Raw genomic sequence first — 19,901 nt, 5'->3', positions numbered from 1 at the left:
CTGGGCGCATGCCGGATGCCACAGACGCACGCGTCGCCGTCTACATCGACTTCGACAACATCGTCATCTCGCGCTTCGACCAGGTGCACGGGCGCGGGCAGTTCATCTCCCGGCGCGTGCGCTCGACGACCGACGACGACGTGCGCCGGATGTCCCTCGAGGCGCAGGTCGACATCGGCGCGATCCTCGACTACGCCTCGTCGTTCGGCACCGTCGTCATCTCGAAGGCGTACGCCGACTGGTCCGCCGCGATCAACGCGAGCTACCGCTCGCAGCTCATCGATCGTGCGGTCGATCTCGTGCAGCTGTTCACGACGACCGCCGGCATGAAGAACGGCGCCGACATCCGGCTCGCCATCGACGTCGTCGACGACCTGTTCCGCCTCGGCGACATCACGCACGTCGTGATCGTCGCCGGCGACAGCGACTACATCGCCCTCGCCCAGCGCAGTCGACGGCTCGGACGATACGTCGTCGGCATCGGCGTCGCCGGATCGACGAGCCGGTTCCTCGCGAGCGCGTGCGACGAGTTCGCGAGCTACGACGAGCTGCCCGGCGTCGCGCCCGCTCCCGCGCCCGCTCCCCCCGAGCCCGACCCGGAGCAGCCCGAGGACGAGCTCGTGCGCCCCGCCGACCCGCAGGATCGCGCGACCGAGCTGCTCGTGCGGGCGATGCGGGTCGGCCACGCTCGCGAGGACACCGACGACTGGCTGCACGCGTCGAGCGTCAAGAACCAGATGGTGCGGATGGACGGCTCGTTCAGCCAGAAGGCGCTCGGGTTCCGCTCGTTCACCGACTTCGTGAAGTCGCGGGAGGGCCTCATCGACATGCGCGAGGACGGCACCGAGCGGATGCTGCGTCTGCGCGACCGATGAGGCCCCCCTCCGCGTGCGCCTAGCGCGCGGCGATCCGCTTCGTCACCGAGGCCCGCTTGACGCTCGCGTAGCCGGCGCGCGATCCGGTCACCTTGACCACGATCCGCTTCCCCCGGTCCGCGGACTTCAGCGTATAGCTCGACCGGGTCGCCCGCGCGATCGGCTTCCCGTTGCGATACCAGCGGTAGCTGAGCTTCACGGCAGCAGGCTTCCACTTCCCGACCTTCGCGGTCAGCCGCTTGCCCGCCTTCAGCGTGCCGACGATCGTCGGCCGCACCGAGCCGAGGCTGCCGGCGGCGACCGTGGCCGTCGGCCGCGAGGTGACGACGACGGGGGCGTATCCGGCCAGCTGACCGGTCACCCGCACGGTGATCGCCGCACCGCGGTCCTTCGCGCCGAGGGTGTACGCGGTGCCCGACGCGCCGGCGATCGCCGTGCCGTTGCGCAGCCACTGCACGGAGAGCGCGATCCCGGCCGGTCCCCACGAACCGGTGGCCACGGTGAGCGTGCTGCCGACCTTCGCCTTGCCCGCGACCGAGACCGATCCGGCGAGCAGCGCGCCGGGCGCGACCGCCGCGGCCTCCGAGGTCCTCGACACCGCACCGTAGCCGGGCTTCGAGCCCGTCACCGTGACCGTGATCGCCGCTCCGGCATCCGCACCCGTGAGCGTGTACGTGCTCGACGTCGCCCCGCCGACCGGGATGCCCCCGCGGCTCCACTGGTAGGCGAGCGTCACGGGGGCCGGCGCCCACGCGCCGGGGACGGCCACGAGGGTCGAGTCCACGCGCGCAGAGCCGACGATGCCGGGAACCGGCGTCGCCGACAGCACGCCCTCCGCGACCGGCGCGGTCGCCGCCGATGTGCTCGAGACCGGCGTGTAGCCCGGCTTCGTTCCGGTGACGGTGACCGTGATCGCCGCTCCGGCATCCGCACCCGTGAGCGTGTACGTGCTCGACGTCGCCCCGTCGATCGCGACCCCGCCGCGGTTCCACTGGTAGGCGAGGTCCACCGGGCTCGGCGCCCATTCGCCCGGCGTCGCCGTCAGGGTGGACTCGACCGCGGCGGTGCCCGAGACGGTCGGCGTCGGGGTCGCCGACAGCGTGTTCGGAACGTCCTCGAACGCGGGGACCGTGCACGAGATGGTGCCGGCGCGCAGCGAGAAGCCGTCGTCGTCGCCGTCGTCCGTCCACACCGCGCGCTTCACGCCGTCGGCGCACGTCGACTGGGCGGCGACCGCGAAGCCCTCGTTGTTGTAGTTCGGCAGCCCCGACGGACGCGCGTACACGGCGCGCAGCTCGAAGTCGCCGGTGATCGAGTTGACGGTCAGGAGCGACGACTGGCCGTTGCACGTGTTGTCGCACGTCGCGCGCAGCACCTGCTGGTCGGCGTCCCACGCGACGTCCATGATCGTCGGGAAGCCGCTCGGGATCGACGCGACGAGCGCGTGCGTCCCGTCGTCGCCGAGCGCGAAGGCGTACAGCCCGCCGTCCTTCTCGAGCGCGACGACGAACAGGCCGGTGCCGTGGCCGGGGTAGGCCGCCGGGTCGTAGAGCGCGCCCGTGCTCGTGCGGAAGTGCCGCGACACGAGGTAGCTGTCCGGCACCCAGGTGATGCCCTCCGGGCCGAGGTTCGCATCCGCCGAGGAGGCGAGCGAGACCTGCGGGAAGTCGGACTGCAGGTTCCACTCGCGCGTCGCCGTGATGCCGTTCGTCGCGTCGCCCGTGGCCGGGTCGAGCTGCAGCACGGCGATGCGGCTCACGTTGCTGTGGTCGTTGTCGCGCTCGGAGGTCACGTAGACGTCGCCGTCCGGCCCGAGGGTGAGTCCCTCCGTGTCGGGGTGGCCGCCGTCGGTGAAGTGCGGGTCGCGACCCGCGCCCCAGCCGGATGCCGTGTCGGGCTGGTACGTGGAGGTGGCCGCGTTCCAGCGCAGCTTCCAGAGCGTGCCCTTCTTGTTCTGGGCGAGCCAGAGCACCGCCGGATCGCTCGGGTCGAAGATCGCCCCGCTCGCGTCCTGGTTGAACGTGCCGGCATCGTCCACGGTCGTCACCGTCTCGCCGCCGGGCCACGGCAGCGCGTCGGCGCGGGCCGCCGGGCCGTCCTCGGGCGGCAGGGTCGGGTCGCCGCCGCCGGACGTGCACGCGTTGGCGCCGCCCTTCGACGAGGCGACGGTCGTCACGAACGCCCCGGTGCCGTCCGGGCAGCGCCCGTACGTCGTGCCCGCGTGGGTGTCCCAGGCGTAGCCGTCGATGAGCGTGGTGCCGTCCGGCAGGAACAGCCGGGCGCTGTCGGGCGCCCCGAGCCCGAAGTTCGCCGGCGTGCCGTCGTTCGCGGCGTCGTCGGTGACGAGCGTGAAGAACGCGCCGGGGGCGAGAGTCGTGCTCGCCGGCACCGGCAGGGCATCCGTGTCCTTGTTGTCGCGCAGGATCCAGCCGGAGATGTCGACGCCCGTCGGGCCCGCGTTGTACAGCTCGACCCAGTCGTTCGTGTCGCCGTTCGACTCGACCTCGTTGATGCGGATGCCGTCCTCGGGCGCGCAGATGTTCGGCGCGTTCTTCGTCGAGACCGTCGTCGGCCCCCACGTCGCGGTCGAGGTGCACATGCCGAGCGTCACGCTCGCGTGCGCGGTCCAGGAGCGCTCGTCGATGAGCGTGGTTCCGTTCGGCAGGTAGAGCCGGGCGGAGTCCGCGGCGCCGAGCCCGAAGTCGGCCGGCCCCGAGTTGGCCGCGTCATCCGTGTTCAGGGTGTACAGGGCGCCCGGTGCGAGCGTCGTGCCCGCCGGGACGGGGAGGGCGTCGGTGTCGACGTTGTCGCGCAGGATCCAGCCGGAGATGTCGACGCTCGTCGCGCCGGTGTTCTTCAGCTCGACCCAGTCGTTCGTGTCGCCGTTCGACTCGACCTCGTTGATCTTCACCGCGAGCTGGGCGGGCGTCGGTCCGACCGCCGGGCAGTCGTTCGCCGCGCTCTTCGTCGACGACGCGGTCGTGACGAAGGCGCCCGTGCCGTCGGGGCACCGGCCGTAGGTCGTGGCGGCGTGGCTGGTCCAGCTGTAGCTGTCCACCTGCGTGGTGCCGTCGGCGAGGTCGAGCACCGCCGAGTCCGCGCCGCCCAGGCCGAACCCGCCCGCGACGTCCACGTCGACCGCGAGGAATCCGTTCGCCGCGATCGACGTGCCCGCCGGGATCGCCACGGCATCCGTCGGCACGTTGTCCCGCAGGATCCAGCCGGACACGTCGATCGGGATCGACGCGAGGTTGACCAGCTCGATCCAGTCGACCGGCGTGCCGCCGTTCGACTCGACCTCGTTGATGCGGATCGCGTCGGCCGGCGTGAAGATGTTCGCGGCGCCCTTGGTCGGCACGAGCGAGGTGGCGAACGAGCCGTCCGGCTGCCGCGCGTACGTCGTGGACGCGTGGCTGGTCCAGTCGTACCGGTCGATGAGGGTGGTGCCGTTCGGCAGGAACACGCGCGCCGAGTCGTCGGCGCCGAGGCCGAACCCGCCCGCGACGTCCACGTCGACCGCGAGGAAAGCGCCGGGCGCGATCGAGGTGTTCGCCGGGATGGCCAGCGCGTGGCCGTTGTCGTTGTCCTTGAGGATCCAGCCCGAGACGTCGACGCTCGCGGCGCCGACGTTGGTCAGCTCGATCCAGTCGACCGGCGTGCCGCCGTTCGACTCGACCTCGTTGATCTTGATGTCGGTGTTGGCCGCGAACGCCGGGGCGGCGACGCCGACGAGCGGTGCCGCGACGAGGGCGACGAGGAGCGGGATGACGACGGAACGTCGGGTCATTCGGGGGCCTTCCAGCACGACGGTTCGACCGCAGTCGTCGCGGCCTCGCCGAGCATCGCCCCGGGAGGCGACGCGCGGGTGAACGGATGGTGCGACCCGGGTGACGCGCGGGCGACGGCGCGGTGACGCGCGGGCATCCGGTCCAGGCCGCGCGGGCATCCGGTCCACGCTTCGGCGATTGGCCTGCGACACGCCGGGATCCGCCCTTGTGCGGCCCGAGGGAAGGTCGCTACGGTAGGCGGCACGCCGATTCGCAGAAAGGAGCCTGGCGATGATGATCAACGCATTCACGGGAATCACCCGTGCACGTACCGCAGGGCTCTTCGGCGTCCTCACCGACTGACGGTCTCCGACGCGCTCGCGTCGCCGCCGCTCAGACGGTGACGACGCGGAAGCACCCCTTCCGGAGAGCGGATGCGCATCGCGCCCCCGCGCTCCTCGTCCCGTTCACGACGGGTCGGCCACGGGTCGCCCGTCTCGCCGTTCGCGGCGAGCCCCATCCGCGCGGCCGGTGCGATCGCACCGGCGCGCTCCGTCGTCCGCGCTGCCGCGGACGCCCTGGTGAGGACCACAACCATGAACACCACCCTGGCTCGCGAGAGCCGCACCACCACCACCCACCCCCCGCACGATGCCGTGCACGCCGCCGGCACGCGCCGCGTGGGCCTGCTCGACCGGCTCGCGCTGCGCGCGGGCCTCGCGCTCATCACGTGGAGCCGCCGCACGGTGCGCCCCGCGCCCGAGCGCGAGCGCCTCGCGTCGCAGCACGAGCAGCGCCTCGCGCGCCTGGCGCGCGAGCGCGCCGCGGAGCGCACGCTGCACCTCACGGTTCCCCGGCGGTGACCCCGTGACGCGCGGCGGATCACGACAGCAGCCCCTCGCGGGGCACGGGCCGTCGTCGGAGCGACAGCTCCGGCGGCGGCCTCGCTGTGTGGCGGAATGCCCGCACGGGCGAGCGACGTTGCACCGCGTATGACCGTCTTCGGAATCATCGGCGCCGGCCACATCGGCTCGCAGCTCGCCCGCGTCTTCACCCGGCTCGGCCACGAGGTCGTCATCGCCAACTCCCGCGGACCGGAGACGCTCGCCGGGCTCGTCGCAGAGCTCGGGCCGTCCGCCCGGGCAGCGACCGCCGCGGAGGCGGCCGGGGCCGCGGAGGTCGCCGTCGTGACCGTGCCGCTCAGGGCGATCGGGGCGATCCCGGTCGAGCCGCTCGCCGGCAAGATCGTGCTCGACACCGACAACTACTACGTCGATCGCGACGGACGCATCCCCGCGCTCGACCGCGGCGAGGCCACCGTGAGCGGCCTCCTCCAGGCGCACCTGCCGCAGTCGAAGGTCGTGAAGGCCTTCAACCACCTCTACGCCGCCGACATCACGACGGATGGTTCCCCCGCCGGCACGCCGAACCGGCGCGCGCTCGCCACGAGCTCGGACTTCCCGGATGCCGTGCGGTTCGTCACCGACCTCTACGACGCGGCCGGCTTCGACACCGTCGACGTGAGCCCGCTCAGCGAGTCGTGGCGCGTCGAGCGCGGCCGGCCCGCCTACGTCGTGCGCGAGAACCGCGCGGAGCTCGAGGCGAGCCTCGCGAGAGCCCCGCGCACCGTGTAGGCCCGCCACGGCGTGGCCCGCGTGCCTCGCCGATCGGCACGCGCGCGTGCCGCCGTCCGCGCGCCTCGCCGCCGTCCGCGCCCCGCCGCCGTCCGCACGCCTCGCCGATCGGCACGCGTGCTGGCAGGATCGAACCGATGCCGACCCGCCACCCGACCGCGACCCAGGCGCTCGTGCGTCCCGACGCCGTGCCCGGCGAGCTGCGGCTCTCGGTGCAGACGAACACGGGGCGCACGCTCGAGGAGTTCGTCGTCTACGCCGCGGGTTTCGACGCGGGCGCACGTGAGCAGGTCGAGCGCCGGCTCGCCGAGTGCGGCATGCGCCACGCGGCGTTCCGCGGCGACCCCCGCGTCGGCTGGCGGGCCACGGTCCAGTCCGACTCGATCGACCCGGCCGCCGCCGCGGACTAGCCCGCGCCATCCGCTCAGGGGACGCATCCGGTCGGAATGCGCGCCCCCATAACCACCGGATGCGTCCCCTCAGCGCCAGCCCGCGGCGGTGAGGAGCGCGACGAGGCCCCACCAGACGAGGAGTCCCGCGACGAGGCCGACCACGAGCTGGCGGGTCAGGCGCTGCAGAACGACCGCGACGACCGCCGCGACGACCGCCGGGGCGGTCTGCGCGAACGAGATCACCCCGAGCGGCGCGAGGATGCCGGGCACCGCGATCGCCCCGAGCACCGCCGGTCCGACGAGGGGCAGGTAGCGCAGCGAGCGGCCCGGCGGACGGATGCGGCGATCCACGAGGAACACGACGCGCGTCAGGTAGGTGACGACGCCGGAGAGCACGATGGCGATCGCGTCAAGCACCGCTGCCCGCCGCATCCGTCGTCGATGGATCCGTCGTCGGCGCACCCGTCGTCGGCGCGTCCGGATCGGAGCGCCCCGGGCGCTCGGGCCCGAGCACGAGGGCGCCGACCACGATGCCGGCGAGGGCGCCGAGGAGCAGCCCGCCGCCGTAGGGCAGCGGGCGCGCGATGAGCGCCACCGCACCGCCCACGACCGCGGCGACGAGTCCCGCGCGGTCGCGCACGAGCGGCACGAGCAGCAGCAGGAAGGTCAGCGGCACCGCGAGCTCGAGGGGCACGCTCGGCGGGATGAGTCCGCCGAGCAGCACGCCCGCCACGACGAGCGCCCCCCAGCCGAGATAGCACGTGAGGCCGGCCGCGAAGTAGTAGCCGATGCGGGCCCGGCGCTCGTCCGATCGCTCGAACCGGGTCACCGCGAGGGCGAAGATCGGATCCGCGAGCAGGAACGCGCCCGCGAGGCGCTGACCCCGCGTCCAGTCCCGGGTGTGCGGCTCGAGGCTCGCGCTGTACAGCAGGTGCCGGGCGTTGACGACGAGCACGGTCGCCACGACGATCGCGATGCCGCTGCCCGCACCGAGCAGCTGGATCGCGGCCAGCTGCGCGGCGCCCGCGTAGACGAGGAACGACGACGCGATCGAGATGCCGGGCGCGACATCCGTGTGCGCCATCGCGGCGCCGCTCGCGAGTCCGAACGGGATGTAGCCGAGCACGACGAGACCGGCGTCGCGAGTGCCCGCGGTCACGGCCGCCCGCACCGGGCTCGGCTCCGCTGTCATCACGTCGTCAGTCTCGCAGCAGGCGCCGACGCTACCACCGGTCCGATCCGCGCCCGGTGGCCCGCGCGGAGCGACCGGTCAGATCACTCCCGCGGCGCGCGCCGGCTCCGCGTACGCCGCCGCGAGCGTCGCGACCGTGTCGTGGGCGTTGAGCCCGCTCGGGTTGGGCACCACCCACAGCTCCGAGCCGCCGAGCCGCTCCTCCTGCCGGCCGACCCGCGCCCTCCCGCGGCCGAATCCCTGTCGGTAGGCGGTGAGGCCCACGATCGCGACGACGCGCGGATGCCATGCCGCGACATCCGTCTCGAGGCGTCGCGCGCCCTCCCGCAGCTCGTCCCGGCTCAGCTCGTCGGCGCGCGCCGTCGCCCGGTGCACGAGGTTGGAGATGCCGAGCCCGCGGTCGAGGAACGCCGCGCGATCGGCGTCGTCGAACCCGCGGGCGAAGTCGGGCACCCGGTCGAGGATGCCCGCCGCCGCGAGCGCGGGGTAGAACCGGTTGCCCGGATAGGCGAAGTGGGTCCGCGTCGCGGCGGTCCACAGGCCCGGGTTGATGCCGACGAAGAGCAGCCCGAGCCCGGGCCGCACGAGGTCGGGGACGGTCGCGTCGCGGAACGCCAGCAGCTCGGCGCGGGTGAATCCCACTCCCGGGGGGCCGCGCTACGCCTGGCGCGCGAGCAGGTCGGGGTGCTGCACCTCGACCACGTTCGGGTGCGCCCGCAGCCGGTAGCGCAGCACGTTCTCGCCGAAGACCTCGAGGATCGGGCTCTCGGTCGGGTCGGCGGAGACGCCGCGCGACTGGGCGGCGAGCTCGGCCGGCAGCTCGAGGTGCGGGATGCGCGCGTCGAGCCGCGGACTGTAGAAGTAGGGCACCGAGATGCGCTCGTCGCCCACCACCGGGGAGATCACCCGGTGCAGGGTCGCCTTGAGGTAGCCGTCGGTCGCGAGCTCGAACATCTCGCCGACGTTGACGACGAACGCCCCGTCGACGGCGGGGGCGTCGACCCACTCCCCCTCGTGCTCGACCTGCAGTCCGCCCTTGCCCGGCTCGACGTAGAGCAGCGTGAGCACGCCGCCGTCCCGGTGGGCGCCGACCCCCTGCGCCGGGTCCGCGCCCGGCTCGGTGACGCCCGGGTAGCGCACGATCTTCGACAGCAGGTAGGGGTCGCGGAACGCGTCCGCGAAGACATCCTCCGGCTGCCCGAGGGCGAGCGCCCACGTGCGCATCAGCCGGTCGGCGACGACGGTGAGCGCGTCGCGCCAGCGGTCGGCGACATCCTTGAGCTCGGGCAGCGCCGCGGGCCACAGGTTCGGCCCCTCGAGGCGCCAGTAGTCGGCGACGTCCTCGCCGCGCGGCACCTCGGGCCGATCGGTGCTGAAGTCGATCTGCTCACGCCAGTCGGTCTCGCCGTTGGTCAACTCCGCGCCCTTGCGCGTGTAGCCCCGGAACTGCGGGCTGTGCACGTTCTCGATCGAGAGCTTCTCGGCCTCGGGCAGCGCGAAGAACCGCTTCGACGTCGCGATCAGCTCGGCCATGAGCTGCTGCGGGATGCCGTGGCCGACCAGGTAGAAGAAGCCGACGTCGTGCGTGACCTCGCGCAGGCGCGCGCGGAACGCCGCCGCGGACTCCTCGCCGCGGTCGAGGTCGGACAGGTCGAGGATCGGAAGCGCGTCGAGGGCCATGCTCCCAGTCAACTACGCGTGCGGGGGCGGCGCTGGACTGTTACACGAGCTGACGGCAGCTCTCGGGGCTCGCTCCGCACGATGCTCAGCGCGTGTAGTACCCGGCGCGGATGTCGTCGGCGAGGCTCGGCCCCGTCGGCTCCCAGCCGAACCGGGCTCGTGTGAGCGCGCTCGACGCCCGCAGGTCGAGAGCGAAGAAACGGGCGATCCACCCGAAGTGCTCGGCCGCATCCTCGGGGTCGACGGATGCGGTGGGCAGTCCGAGCGCGGCGCCCAGCTCCGTCGCGATGTCCCTGGTCGCGACGCCCTCCTCGGCGACCGCGTGCACGATCGCACCCGCTGGCGCCGACTCGAGCGCGAGCCGCACGAGGCGCGCCGCGTCGAGGCGGTGCACGGCAGCCCACCGGTTCGTGCCCTCCCCGACGTAGGCCGCGACGCCGCGGTCGCGCGCGACGCGGGACAGCTCGGCGATGAAGCCGTGGTCGCCACGGCCGTGCACGGTCGCCGAGAAGCGCAGCGCGACCGCGCGGACGCCCCGTTCGGCGAAGCCGAGCGCGAGGTTCTCGGCGCCGCCGCGCGGCGCGTCGGGTCCGGCGGACGGATTGGCGTCGTCCTCGGTCGCTGCGCGACCGGACGTGAGGCCCGCGACGACGGAGGCGAGGAGGAGCGCCCGACCGGTGCCGTCGAGGAGCTCGCCGAACAGCTCCACAGCGGCGCGCTCGGCCCGGCCCGACTCGGCGAAGTTCGAGAAGTCGTGCTTGAAGGCGAGGTGCACGATCGCGTCGGCCCCCTCGGCCCCGGCACGCAGACTGTCGAGGTCGTCGAGGTCGCCGCGCTGCACGGCGGCTCCCTTCGCGGCGACGGATGCCGCCGCGGCGTCCGACCGGGCGAGGCCGACCACCTCGTGGCCGGCGGCGAGCAGTTCATCGGTGACGGCCGAGCCGATCCAGCCGGATGCTCCGGTGACGAATACGCGCATGGTGCGCTCCTTTCGAGAACGACGACCGATGATGTCAGTCGCTGTCATCAGGGTAGCACTCGAATGTCAGTGGCTGTCATCACTACACTGGAGCCCGTGGGTCGATGGGAGCCGGATGCGCGCGGGCGCCTCGCCGCCGCCGCGCTCGACCTCTACGTCGAGCGCGGACTCGACGAGACGACTGTCGCCGATATCGCGGCGCGCGCCGGCGTCACCGAGCGCACGTTCTTCCGCCACTTCACCGACAAGCGCGAGGTGCTCTTCGTCGGATCGGACGGGTTCGAGGAGCTGTTCCTCGACGCGCTCGCCGCGACCCCGCCCGGCACTCCCCCGCTCGAGGCGGTCGCCGCGGCCCTCGAGGGCGCGCAGGACTTCTTCAGCGAGGAGCGTCGCCCGTGGTCCCGGCGTCGCGGGATCGTCATCGCCGCGCACGCGAGCCTGCAGGAGCGCGAGCTGCACAAGATGGCGCACCTCAGCGACTCCCTCGCCGCCGCGCTCACCGCGCGCGGAACGGATGCCGCATCCGCCCGCCTCGCCGCTGACGCCGGGATCGCCGTGTTCCGCTTCGCGTTCGCCCGCTGGATCGCGCCCGACGAGACGCGCACGCTCGTCGAGCTCGAGCGCGAGGGTCTCGCCGCGCTCCGAGCGCTCGCGGCCTCCTGACGCGGGCGCCGAGGGCCGTCCGGGCGTATCGTGGACGTCGTGACCACGCACTACCCGCACCCGACGCCCGCTGGGCGTGAGGAGGTCGCTGGCGGAACACCCGCCGGCACGAGGTAGTCGCACCCCGATCCGGGCCCGTCCGAACGGACGGGCCGCCGCGGCATCCGTTCTCCACGGACGCCGCGGTCCCCCCTTTTCCGCGCGCCCGCATCCCGCGGGCCGGATCGATTGGTGTGCACCATGCTCCCCCTGGACGACAAGACCATCCGCGGCGCGTTCATCAACGCGTCGCGCAAAGAACTGAGCGACCTGTCGCTCCCCGACCTCGACGCGGTCGACTGGGACGCGCTCGACTACCTCGGCTGGCGCGATCGCCGCATCGCCCGCCGCGCCTACGTCGTGATCCCGACGGATGACGGGCCGGTCGGCATCCTGCTGCGGCAGGCCGAGGCCTCGTACCGCACGCGCGCCCAGTGCGCGCTCTGCCAGGACGTGACCCTGCCGAACGAGGTCGTGTTCTACAGCGCGAAGCGCCCGGGGCCGGCGGGCCGCAACGGCGACACGGTCGGCACGCTCATCTGCGCCGACTTCCAGTGCTCGGCGAACGTGCGCAAGCCCCCGCCGCCCGCCTACCTCGGCTTCGACATCGAGGCGGCGCGGCAGGAGCGGATGGCGAGCCTGCGCACGCGGATCGCGAACCTCGCGCGCTCGCTCGTCGAGGGCTGAGCGCGCCAGGAACGGCGAAGCGGGCGGGGCACGCGCCCCGCCCGCTTCGTGTTCGCGTGCTGCGCCGCTACTTCGCGGCGAGCACTGCGCTCCTGCCGGTGACCTTCTGGCGGTACGCCACGGAGACGGCTGCCGCGGTCGCCTTCGAGTCGGCGCTGTCGAAGTACTCGGTCTTGTACGTGCCCGACAGGTCGGTGTAGCGAATCGTGTAGGTCGCCGGGGTCAGGCCGCGCAGGTAGTACGCGCCGGTCGAGTCCGTGACCGCACTCGCCACGACGGTGTCGTCGGTGCCCGGACGCTGCAGGGCGACCGCGACGTTCGCGAGCTTGCCCCCCGACGGGTCGTAGACCCGGCCCGAGATCTGGCCGCCGATGCTCATGCGCTTGTTGATGCGCACGCGGCTCCCGGCCGCGAAGTCGTGGACGAAGGCCGACGACGGCACGTAGTACTTCGCCGCACGCACCGCGCGCAGCGTGTACTGGCCGGGGACGACGCTCAGCTCGAAGCGACCGGTCGCGCTCGTGAGCACGCTCGACGCGACGCCGTGGCCGGCGACGGTCGGGGTGACGCTCACGCGCGCGCCCTTGATCCCCTTGCCGCTCGCGGCGTCACGGATGTGGCCCACGACGGTGACCCGGGTGGCCGCGATCGAGGTGTACTGGGTGTCGGCGGTGACCGCGCTCGCGGTCGCCGTGCCGCCGAAGCTCGCGGTGAGCGTGTGCACCCCCGCGTTCTGGGTGCGGAACGCGAACGACGCGGCGTTCGCGACGACGGGGGCCGTGCCCTGCGAGGCGCCGTCGGCGAGCAGCTCCACGGTTCCGCCGGTCGTGTCGCCCGCACTGGCGAGGGCGACCGTGACCGTGACCACCGAGTTCTCGGCGACCGGGTTCGCCGAGACGGAGGTCGTGATCGTGGTCGGCGACGCGGTCTCGGTCGGAGTGGGCGTCGGACTGGGGGTGTCCGTGAGGGTCGGGGTCGGGGTGGACGTCTCGGTCGGGGTGGACGTCGGATCGGCGGCTGTGGCGCTGATCACCGGCACGAGGCTGCCAGCGGCGAGGAGCGCGATGGCTCCGATCGTGACAGGGATTCTCAGTCGGGGCATGGTGGGAGCCTTTCATCGAGCGGACCGCCGTGCTGCGAGTCCGCTCATTGACGCTAGACGCCCGAACGGGGGACACGCCAGCAGGACGCGCCGATGGTCAGAGCATTCGCCGATTGCCCGGACGCTCTCCCGCCGATCACGGGCCGGGCGCACGCGTGACGAGCGGGAGGAAGATCTCGTCGACGATCTCGAGGATGCGCTTCTCCGGCACGTGTGCGAGCGTCATCAGGACGTCCTGCCGGAACAGGTCGAACGGCAGCGACACGATGCCCGGCGGCCAGTCGGCCGCGGGGATCTCACCGCGCGCGACGGCGCGTTCGAGGAAGATCCGCGGGCCTCTGCGCCGTCCGTCGAGCATGCGCAGGCGCAGGTCGGCGGGACTGAGGCCGGTGTCGGAGGCGATGTTGGCGAGGTAGACGCTGATCGTCGCGATGAAGCCCGATCGGGTCTCGTTGAAGTCGTGCAGTGCCTGCAGCACGTCGCCGCGCAGCGAGCCCGTGTCGGCGAGGGGCCGGCGTTCGAACAGTCCGGCGTGCTTCATCGCGGCCAGCACGAGGTCGGTCTTCGTCGGCCAGCGCCGGTAGAGCACGGGGCGGCTGGTGCCCGCCCGGGATGCCACGGCGTCGATCGTGAACGCCGGATAGCCGTGCTCGCTGAGCTCCGCCCACGCCGCGTCGAGCAGTGCCCGGTCGAGCTCTTCGCCGCGCCGGCGCGTCCTCACAAGGTCCACTTGCGTATCTTATCGCGACGCCCTACGATCGGCACCGTCCAATAAGAAACATAAACGTATCTAAGGCGGCATCCGTGGCTCCCAGGCTCGATCCCTCCCTCTCGCGCATGGCGATCGCGCTCGTCGTCGGCGCGATGGCCCCCCTGTTCGACTCGACCATCGTGAGCGTGGCGCTGCACAGCCTCGGGCGGGAGCTGTCGGCATCCGTCGAGACCATCCAGTGGGTGAGCACGGCGTACCTGCTCGCGCTCGGCGTGACCGTGCCGCTCGTCGGCTGGCTGCAGGGCCGGCTCGGCGGCAAGCGCCTCTGGATGATCGCGCTCACCGTGTTCCTGCTCGGCTCCGTGCTGTGCAGCCTCGCGTGGGACGCGCCGAGCCTCATCGCCTTCCGCGCCGTGCAGGGCATCGGTGCGGGCGCGATGATGCCGCTGCTCACGACGCTGCTCATGCAGGCCGCGGGCGGGCGCAACCTCGGCAGCCTCATGGCGGTCGTGAGCCTGCCGACCGCCCTCGGCCCGATCCTCGGACCGGTGATCGGCGGCCTCATCCTCGGCGTGGCCGATTGGCGGTGGCTGTTCTGGGTGAACGTGCCGTTCGCGATCGTCGGACTCGTGCTCGCGTGGCGGCTCTTGCCGGCCGACGGACCCGGCACGCGCGCACGCCTCGACGCCGTCGGGCTCGTGCTGCTCTCCCCGGCCGTGGTCGGCGTCCTCTACGGCCTCTCGAACGTGAGCCGCGACGGCGGTCTCGGCCGGTTCGACGTGTGGGCACCGATCGTCGCGGGCGTCGTGCTGCTCGGCGCGTTCATCGCCTGGGCGCTGCGCCGCCGCGACCGCGCGCTCGTCGACCTGCGCCTGCTCGCCCACCGGCCGCTCGCGGCATCCGCGTCGCTGCTGTTCCTGACCGGCGCGTCGCTCTACGGCGCGATGCTCCTGCTGCCGCTGTACTGGCAGGAGCTGCGCGGCGTCGACGCGCTCGGTGCGGGCCTGCTGCTCATCCCCCAGGGCGTCGGCACGCTCGTCAGCCGCACGCTCGCCGGACGTCTCAACGACCGGCTCGGCGCCCGGGTCGTCGCCGTGGTCGGCTTCGTCGTCGTCGGGCTCGCGACCGTGCCGTTCGCGCTCGCCGACGCCTCCACCGCGCAGTGGTGGCTGCTGCTGGCGCTCTTCGTGCGCGGCGTCGGCCTCGGTGCGGTGACGATCCCGCTCATGGCCGTCGGCTTCCAGGGTCTCGAGCGCGCCGACGTGCCGCACGCGAGCATCATCACGCGCATCACGATGCAGGTCGGCGGAGCGGTGGGCGTGGCCCTGCTCGCCGTCATCCTGGCGGGGTCGGTGGGCTCGGCCGGCCCGGTGCCCGGCTTCGAGCAGGCGTTCTGGTGGGCCGTCGGGTTCACCGGCGTCGCCGCGGCGCTCTCGTTCGTGCTGCCCGGCCGGCCGGCGCGTGAGCCCGAGGGGCGCGCCGAGGCGACGGATGCCGCGGCCGAGCGCACGGGCACCGCCGCCGAGGTCGCTGCGCCCTGACCCGCGACTCAGCGCGGCGCGTCGAGCCCGACCCGGCGGGACACGAACCCGAGCAGCAGCGCGCCGAGCTCGTCGCTGCGCGAGGAGGGGCTGCGCGCCGCGCGGGTCACCGGCCCGCGGCTCTCGAACGCCCAGGCCGGGCCGTAGTACTGCGCGCCCCGCACGCCCGTCGCCGTCGCGGCGTAGAGCAGCGGCAGCGCGCCGGCCTCCACGGGCTGGCCCGTGAGCCTGGTGCCGCGGCTCGCGACGGTCTGCAGCCACGCGGGGCGGTCGGCGACCGTCGCGTCGACGAGGCCCGTCGAGGAGAACCCCGGATGCGCGGCGAGCGCGATCGTGGACGCCCGCGTGCGGCGGAAGTGCCGCTCCAGCTCGCGCGACAGCAGCAGGTCCGCGAGCTTCGTGCGCGCGTAGTACGCGAACGGCGAGTAGTCGAGGCCCTCGCCGTCGCGCTCGAGCCGGAGCGCGTCGAACCGGCCGCGGAAGTGCACGATGCTGCTCACGAACACCACGCGGCTGCCGGAGACCCGCTCGATCGCGGGCAGCAGCCGCCAGGTGAGCGCCGCCGGCCCGAACACGTTCGTCGCCCACTGCAGCTCCGTGCCGTCGTCGGCGAAGCGCAGCGGCGGGGCCATGATGCCCGCGTTGTTGACGAGCAGGTCGAGCCGGTCGCCGGTGCGCCGACGGATGTCGTCGGCCGCGCGTGCGACGGAGTCCGGATCCGCGATGTCGAGCTCGACGACCTCGGGAGCCGCATCCGTCGCGACCGCCGCGACCTGCTGCCGGGCGCGCTCCCCGCGCTCGGCGTTGCGGCTCGCCAGCAGCACGCGGGCTCCCGCGGAGGCGAGCACGGTCGCGACCCGGAGGCCGAGCCCGCCCGTCGCCCCGGTGACGAGGGCGGTGCGCCCGGTCTGGTCGGGCACGTCGAGTTCGTTCCAGTGCGGACCGAACGGGAGCCTCGTCGGCGTGATCGTGGCGGGCGTGGTCTCGCGTGCGGTCGGCTCGTCGGTCACCGGGATGCTCCTCGCGGGTCGGGCTTCCCACGGTAGGGGCTGCGCGCCGCGCGTGGGCCGCGAATCCGGCGCGATTCGGCGCGGATGCAGCGCGGACGCAGCGAGCGCCGCCGGCATCCGTCCGGCGACCTCGGGGGCCGGGATGCGCGTTACCGTTGACGCGTGAGCCCCACCGACGACACCCCCGCCCTCTCCGACGCGAGCCCGACGACGGATGCGGCGGTCGCCGAGGCGCCGTCGCTCACGTTCGCCGATCTCGGCCTCGGGGCATCGCTGCTCGACGCCCTCACGGACGTCGGATACGAGACCCCGTCCGCGATCCAGGCGGCCACGATCCCGCCGCTGCTGGCCGGCCGGGACATCCTCGGCGTCGCGCAGACCGGCACGGGCAAGACGGCGGCGTTCGCGCTGCCGGTGCTCGACCGCCTCGATCTCGCCCAGAAGGCGCCGCAGGCGCTCGTGCTCGCGCCGACCCGCGAGCTCGCCCTGCAGGTGTGCGAGGCGTTCGAGCGCTACTCGGCGCACCTGCGCGACGTGCGCGTGCTGCCGGTCTACGGCGGCCAGGGCTACGGCACGCAGCTGTCGGCGCTGCGCCGCGGCGTGCACGTGGTCGTCGGCACGCCCGGACGCATCATGGACCACCTCGACAAGGGCACCCTCGACCTCTCCGAGCTGAAGTACCTCGTGCTCGACGAGGCCGACGAGATGCTCAAGATGGGCTTCGCGGAGGACGTCGAGACGATCCTCGCCGAGACGCCGGACGACAAGCAGATCGCCCTGTTCTCGGCGACGATGCCCGCCGCGATCCGCCGCATCTCGGGAAAGTACCTGCGCGATCCGGAAGAGATCACGATCAAGGGCAAGACCACGACGAGCGCGAACACGACGCAGCGCTACCTCATGGTGTCCTACCCGCAGAAGACGGACGCCCTCACGCGCATCCTCGAGGTCGAGAACTTCGACGCGATGATCGTGTTCGTCCGCACCAAGAACGAGACCGAGCTGCTCGCCGAGAAGCTGCGCGCCCGCGGCTACACGGCCGCCGCGATCAGCGGCGACGTGCCGCAGGCGCAGCGCGAGCGCAGCGTCGAGGCGCTCAAGGACGGCCGGCTCGACATCCTCGTCGCCACGGATGTCGCGGCCCGCGGCCTCGACGTCGACCGGATCACCCACGTGGTGAACTTCGACATCCCGATCGACACCGAGTCGTACGTGCACCGCATCGGCCGCACCGGCCGCGCGGGACGCAGCGGGGCGGCGATCAGCTTCGTGACGCCGCGCGAGCGCCGCCTGCTCGCGCAGATCGAGCGGGCCACGCGGCAGCCGATGGACGAGATGCGCATCCCGACCGCGGAGGACGTCAACGTGACGCGGCTGTCGCGCTTCGACGACGCGATCACCGCGGCGCTCGCGCAGGAGGAGCGCATCGCCGGGTTCCGCGACATCGTCGGGCACTACGTGGCGCACCACGACGTCGTCGAGTCGGATGTCGCGGCCGCCCTCGCGATCGTCGCCCAGGGCGACACCCCGCTGCTGCTCGACCCGAAGGAGGACCGCCGGTCGGCGCGGCCGCCCCGCGACGACCGCGACCGGGCCGGGGATCGCGCACGTCCCGACCGCACGCAGCGCTCGGGCGACCGCTTCGACGACCGCGACAGCCCCCGTGCGGGCCGGTCTTTCCCGGGCGACCGCCCGGAGCGCGCCGAGCGCCGCCCCCGGGACAGCGGCGGGCGCTTCTCGACGTACCGCATCGAGGTCGGCCGCCGGCAGCGGGTCGAACCGCGGCAGATCGTCGGCGCGCTCGCCAACGAGGGCGGGCTCCGCCGCGAGGACTTCGGTCACATCGACATCCGTCCGGACTTCTCGATCGTCGAACTGCCGAGCGATCTGTCGCGGGACGTGCTCGACCGCCTCGCGTCGACGCGCATCAGCGGCAAGCTCATCGACATCCGTCCCGACTCCGGCGCGCCCGAGCGCGGCCCGCGGAAGCCGCGATACTGAGCGTGGTCACGCGGTACGAGGCGGCCATCCGGCTCGACATCACGCCCGAGCAGGCGGCCCGGCACGGTCTGCCGAAGCAGCTGACGGATGCCGACCTCGCCGCGATCGAGGCCGACCCGCCGGCCTGGCTCGTGCAGTCGCGGGCGAACCGCGGGGCGAAGCCGGTGTGGGTCGGGCTGACCTGCGCGCTCTGCGGGTTCGGCGAGACGGTGCGCCCGAAGAAGTGGTGGTCCGAGGCGACGTACCTCGTGTGCGACGACCACGATCTCGGCGCGCTGCCCGAGCCCGCGCCCGGCCGCACGCGACGCCTGGAGTACGGCATCGGCTCGCGGTTCGTCGCGGTCGTCGACGAACCGTAGCCGGGCGCGGGCTTCGAGACGATGCGGCTCCGAGACGGCGCCGACGCGCCTCCTCAGCCCGCGGAGCGCACGACCGCGATGTTCATGTACGGCGTCGCGAGCACGGGCATGAGGGCGACGAACAGCAGGAAGTAGTGCTCCTGCCCGCGCGCGCCGATGATGCCGCCGAGGTCGATCTGCTGCTCGACGGGCCAGCCGAGGTCGACGAGCAGCCCCGACACGAGGGCCTTCGCCGCGGCGTCGTCCCCCGAGAGGAACTGCGTCGTCGGCGCCGGCAGCGCCTCCGGGTTCACGGTGGCCGCGAGCCCGAGCGTGTTGAGCGCCTTGACCACGCGCGTGCGCGGCAGCGCCGCCTGCAGCTTCTCGCCGAGGCTCGAGTTCGGGTAGACGAGCTCGAACGGCGGCCGGTAGGCGTTGCCGAGGTCGAGCAGCACGTGCCCGGCGAGCGCCTCGGCGAGGGCGGGCTCGCTGAGCGTCTCGAGCGACGCGGATGCGGCGAGCGCGCTCACGACGAGGTCGGCGCCGTCGATGGCCGCGATCCGGTCCCGCACCGGGGCCGGCAGCTCGCGCGGCTCGTCGGGCGTGCGCGAGCCGAAGACCACGTCGTGTCCCGCGGCGATGAGACCGCCGGCGAGCGTCGTGGCGACCGTGCCGGTGCCGAGGATGGTGATACGCATGGTGGTGCTCCTTCCGCGATCCGACGCCGTGCCGGATCATTTGAATTGGAACAACCCGCCCGTCGGCGGTCTTATTCCAATTCGAACGACATTTTCGGAGCACCCGTTCGGAGGCATCCGTGGCCCGCTCGCTCTCGCCCGACGAGCTCGCGACCTACCGCGCGCTCATCGCCGCGGGCGGTCTGATCGAGCGCGCCGTCGCGGCGCAGCTCGCCGAGCACGGACTGACCGCGCTGCAGTTCAGCCTGCTTGCGACCCTCAGCGGCGCGCCCGGACCGATGCGGATGCGCGACCTCGCGGATGCCGTCGTGCACTCCCGCAGCGGCCTCACCTACCAGGTGAGCGGCCTCGAGCGACGCGGGCTCGTCGCGCGCACCGCCTCGGCCGCGGACGAACGGGGCGTCGACGTCGCTCTCACCGACGCGGGCCGCACCGTGCTCGCGGCCGCCTTCCCCGGCCACACCGACCTGCTGCGCACGACGCTCTTCGACGGCGTCGCCCCCGAGGATCTCGACGCCACGCGCCGCACCCTCGAGCGCGCCGTCGGGCGCGTGCGCGCGGCCGGTCGCTGATCACCCGCCGCGGGTCAGC

General features: G+C 73.3%; 20 protein-coding genes. 10 read left to right on the top strand and 10 right to left on the bottom strand.

Annotation, left to right across the window (positions count from 1 at the left end; all coding sequences use genetic code 11):
* Window positions 1-8 precede the first annotated feature (8 nt).
* Entirely contained in the window at window positions 9-875 is an 867-nt protein-coding gene (locus QT381_RS12625) for an NYN domain-containing protein (RefSeq protein ID WP_289249385.1), read from the top strand.
* Between the two features lie 19 nt (window positions 876-894).
* Here the strand turns inward: QT381_RS12625 and QT381_RS12620 are convergent, their stop codons facing one another.
* Window positions 895-4,662, bottom strand: a complete 3,768-nt coding sequence (locus QT381_RS12620; RefSeq protein WP_289249384.1) for a lamin tail domain-containing protein — start codon at window positions 4,660-4,662, stop codon at window positions 895-897.
* A gap of 576 nt (window positions 4,663-5,238) precedes the next feature.
* Between QT381_RS12620 and QT381_RS12615 the strand changes: the two genes are divergently transcribed.
* The 3 genes from QT381_RS12615 to QT381_RS12605 all read left to right on the top strand — a co-directional run bounded on the left by QT381_RS12615 (window position 5,239) and on the right by QT381_RS12605 (window position 6,686).
* Window positions 5,239-5,505, top strand: coding sequence for a hypothetical protein (locus QT381_RS12615; RefSeq protein WP_289249383.1), 267 nt, complete (start codon window positions 5,239-5,241; stop codon window positions 5,503-5,505).
* 129 nt (window positions 5,506-5,634) lie between these two features.
* Window positions 5,635-6,276, top strand: a complete 642-nt coding sequence (locus QT381_RS12610) for an NADPH-dependent F420 reductase (RefSeq protein ID WP_289249382.1) — start codon at window positions 5,635-5,637, stop codon at window positions 6,274-6,276.
* Window positions 6,277-6,413: 137 nt separating this feature from the next.
* Window positions 6,414-6,686, top strand: a complete 273-nt coding sequence (locus tag QT381_RS12605) for a hypothetical protein (RefSeq protein ID WP_289249381.1) — start codon at window positions 6,414-6,416, stop codon at window positions 6,684-6,686.
* A 69-nt stretch (window positions 6,687-6,755) separates the two neighbouring features.
* Here QT381_RS12605 and QT381_RS12600 read toward each other — a convergent pair whose 3' ends face one another.
* From QT381_RS12600 to QT381_RS12580, 5 genes are all read right to left on the bottom strand, one after another.
* Complete coding sequence (locus QT381_RS12600; protein ID WP_289249380.1) at window positions 6,756-7,100, bottom strand: AzlD domain-containing protein; 345 nt, start codon at window positions 7,098-7,100, stop codon at window positions 6,756-6,758.
* Window positions 7,078-7,860 carry an AzlC family ABC transporter permease gene (locus QT381_RS12595; RefSeq protein WP_289249397.1) on the bottom strand — a complete coding sequence of 261 codons (783 nt, stop codon included), beginning with the start codon at window positions 7,858-7,860 and terminating at the stop codon, window positions 7,078-7,080. Before QT381_RS12595 ends, QT381_RS12600 begins: the two co-directional genes overlap by 23 nt.
* Window positions 7,861-7,938: 78 nt before the next feature.
* Window positions 7,939-8,502 (bottom strand): mismatch-specific DNA-glycosylase, encoded by a 564-nt coding sequence (locus tag QT381_RS12590; protein ID WP_289249379.1) that lies wholly within the window; start codon window positions 8,500-8,502, stop codon window positions 7,939-7,941.
* Between the two features lie 15 nt (window positions 8,503-8,517).
* Window positions 8,518-9,540, bottom strand: coding sequence for an isopenicillin N synthase family dioxygenase (locus QT381_RS12585; RefSeq protein WP_289249378.1), 1,023 nt, complete (start codon window positions 9,538-9,540; stop codon window positions 8,518-8,520).
* Between the two features lie 85 nt (window positions 9,541-9,625).
* Window positions 9,626-10,519 carry an SDR family oxidoreductase gene (locus tag QT381_RS12580; protein ID WP_289249377.1) on the bottom strand — a complete coding sequence of 298 codons (894 nt, stop codon included), beginning with the start codon at window positions 10,517-10,519 and terminating at the stop codon, window positions 9,626-9,628.
* A 96-nt stretch (window positions 10,520-10,615) separates the two neighbouring features.
* Here QT381_RS12580 and QT381_RS12575 point away from each other — a divergent pair, with 96 nt between their 5' ends.
* On the top strand, window positions 10,616-11,182 hold the full coding sequence (locus QT381_RS12575; protein WP_289249376.1) for a TetR/AcrR family transcriptional regulator: 567 nt from the start codon (window positions 10,616-10,618) through the stop codon (window positions 11,180-11,182).
* A 240-nt stretch (window positions 11,183-11,422) separates the two neighbouring features.
* A complete protein-coding gene (locus QT381_RS12570) occupies window positions 11,423-11,908 on the top strand; it encodes an FBP domain-containing protein (RefSeq protein ID WP_289249375.1) in 486 nt (161 codons plus the stop codon).
* Between the two features lie 67 nt (window positions 11,909-11,975).
* On the opposite strand, the gene QT381_RS12565 is transcribed toward QT381_RS12570, so the two are convergent.
* The gene (locus QT381_RS12565) at window positions 11,976-13,010 is read right to left on the bottom strand and encodes a carboxypeptidase regulatory-like domain-containing protein (protein ID WP_289249374.1); all 1,035 of its coding nucleotides are present in this window, start codon (window positions 13,008-13,010) and stop codon (window positions 11,976-11,978) included.
* 136 nt (window positions 13,011-13,146) lie between these two features.
* Window positions 13,147-13,740, bottom strand: coding sequence for a TetR/AcrR family transcriptional regulator (locus QT381_RS12560; protein WP_289249373.1), 594 nt, complete (start codon window positions 13,738-13,740; stop codon window positions 13,147-13,149).
* 74 nt (window positions 13,741-13,814) lie between these two features.
* Between QT381_RS12560 and QT381_RS12555 the strand changes: the two genes are divergently transcribed.
* Window positions 13,815-15,263, top strand: a complete 1,449-nt coding sequence (locus QT381_RS12555; protein ID WP_289249372.1) for an MDR family MFS transporter — start codon at window positions 13,815-13,817, stop codon at window positions 15,261-15,263.
* 8 nt (window positions 15,264-15,271) lie between these two features.
* Here QT381_RS12555 and QT381_RS12550 read toward each other — a convergent pair whose 3' ends face one another.
* Complete coding sequence (locus QT381_RS12550; RefSeq protein WP_289249371.1) at window positions 15,272-16,273, bottom strand: SDR family NAD(P)-dependent oxidoreductase; 1,002 nt, start codon at window positions 16,271-16,273, stop codon at window positions 15,272-15,274.
* A 162-nt stretch (window positions 16,274-16,435) separates the two neighbouring features.
* Here QT381_RS12550 and QT381_RS12545 point away from each other — a divergent pair, with 162 nt between their 5' ends.
* Together QT381_RS12545 and QT381_RS12540 are read left to right on the top strand one after the other, a co-directional pair.
* Window positions 16,436-18,274, top strand: a complete 1,839-nt coding sequence (locus QT381_RS12545; protein ID WP_289249370.1) for a DEAD/DEAH box helicase — start codon at window positions 16,436-16,438, stop codon at window positions 18,272-18,274.
* A gap of 2 nt (window positions 18,275-18,276) precedes the next feature.
* Window positions 18,277-18,633, top strand: coding sequence for a hypothetical protein (locus QT381_RS12540; RefSeq protein WP_289249369.1), 357 nt, complete (start codon window positions 18,277-18,279; stop codon window positions 18,631-18,633).
* A 53-nt stretch (window positions 18,634-18,686) separates the two neighbouring features.
* Here QT381_RS12540 and QT381_RS12535 read toward each other — a convergent pair whose 3' ends face one another.
* Window positions 18,687-19,310 carry an NADPH-dependent F420 reductase gene (locus tag QT381_RS12535; protein ID WP_289249368.1) on the bottom strand — a complete coding sequence of 208 codons (624 nt, stop codon included), beginning with the start codon at window positions 19,308-19,310 and terminating at the stop codon, window positions 18,687-18,689.
* A gap of 119 nt (window positions 19,311-19,429) precedes the next feature.
* Between QT381_RS12535 and QT381_RS12530 the strand changes: the two genes are divergently transcribed.
* On the top strand, window positions 19,430-19,882 hold the full coding sequence (locus tag QT381_RS12530) for a MarR family winged helix-turn-helix transcriptional regulator (protein WP_289249367.1): 453 nt from the start codon (window positions 19,430-19,432) through the stop codon (window positions 19,880-19,882).
* Window positions 19,883-19,901 lie beyond the last annotated feature (19 nt).

Origin of the sequence: Galbitalea sp. SE-J8, from assembly GCF_030345695.1 — a bacterium.
In the GTDB taxonomy this organism is placed as follows: Bacteria; Actinomycetota; Actinomycetes; order Actinomycetales; family Microbacteriaceae; genus JAUASV01.
The sequence above is the reverse complement of the archived record's forward strand: the minus strand, read 5'-3'. Positions and strand labels throughout refer to the sequence as shown.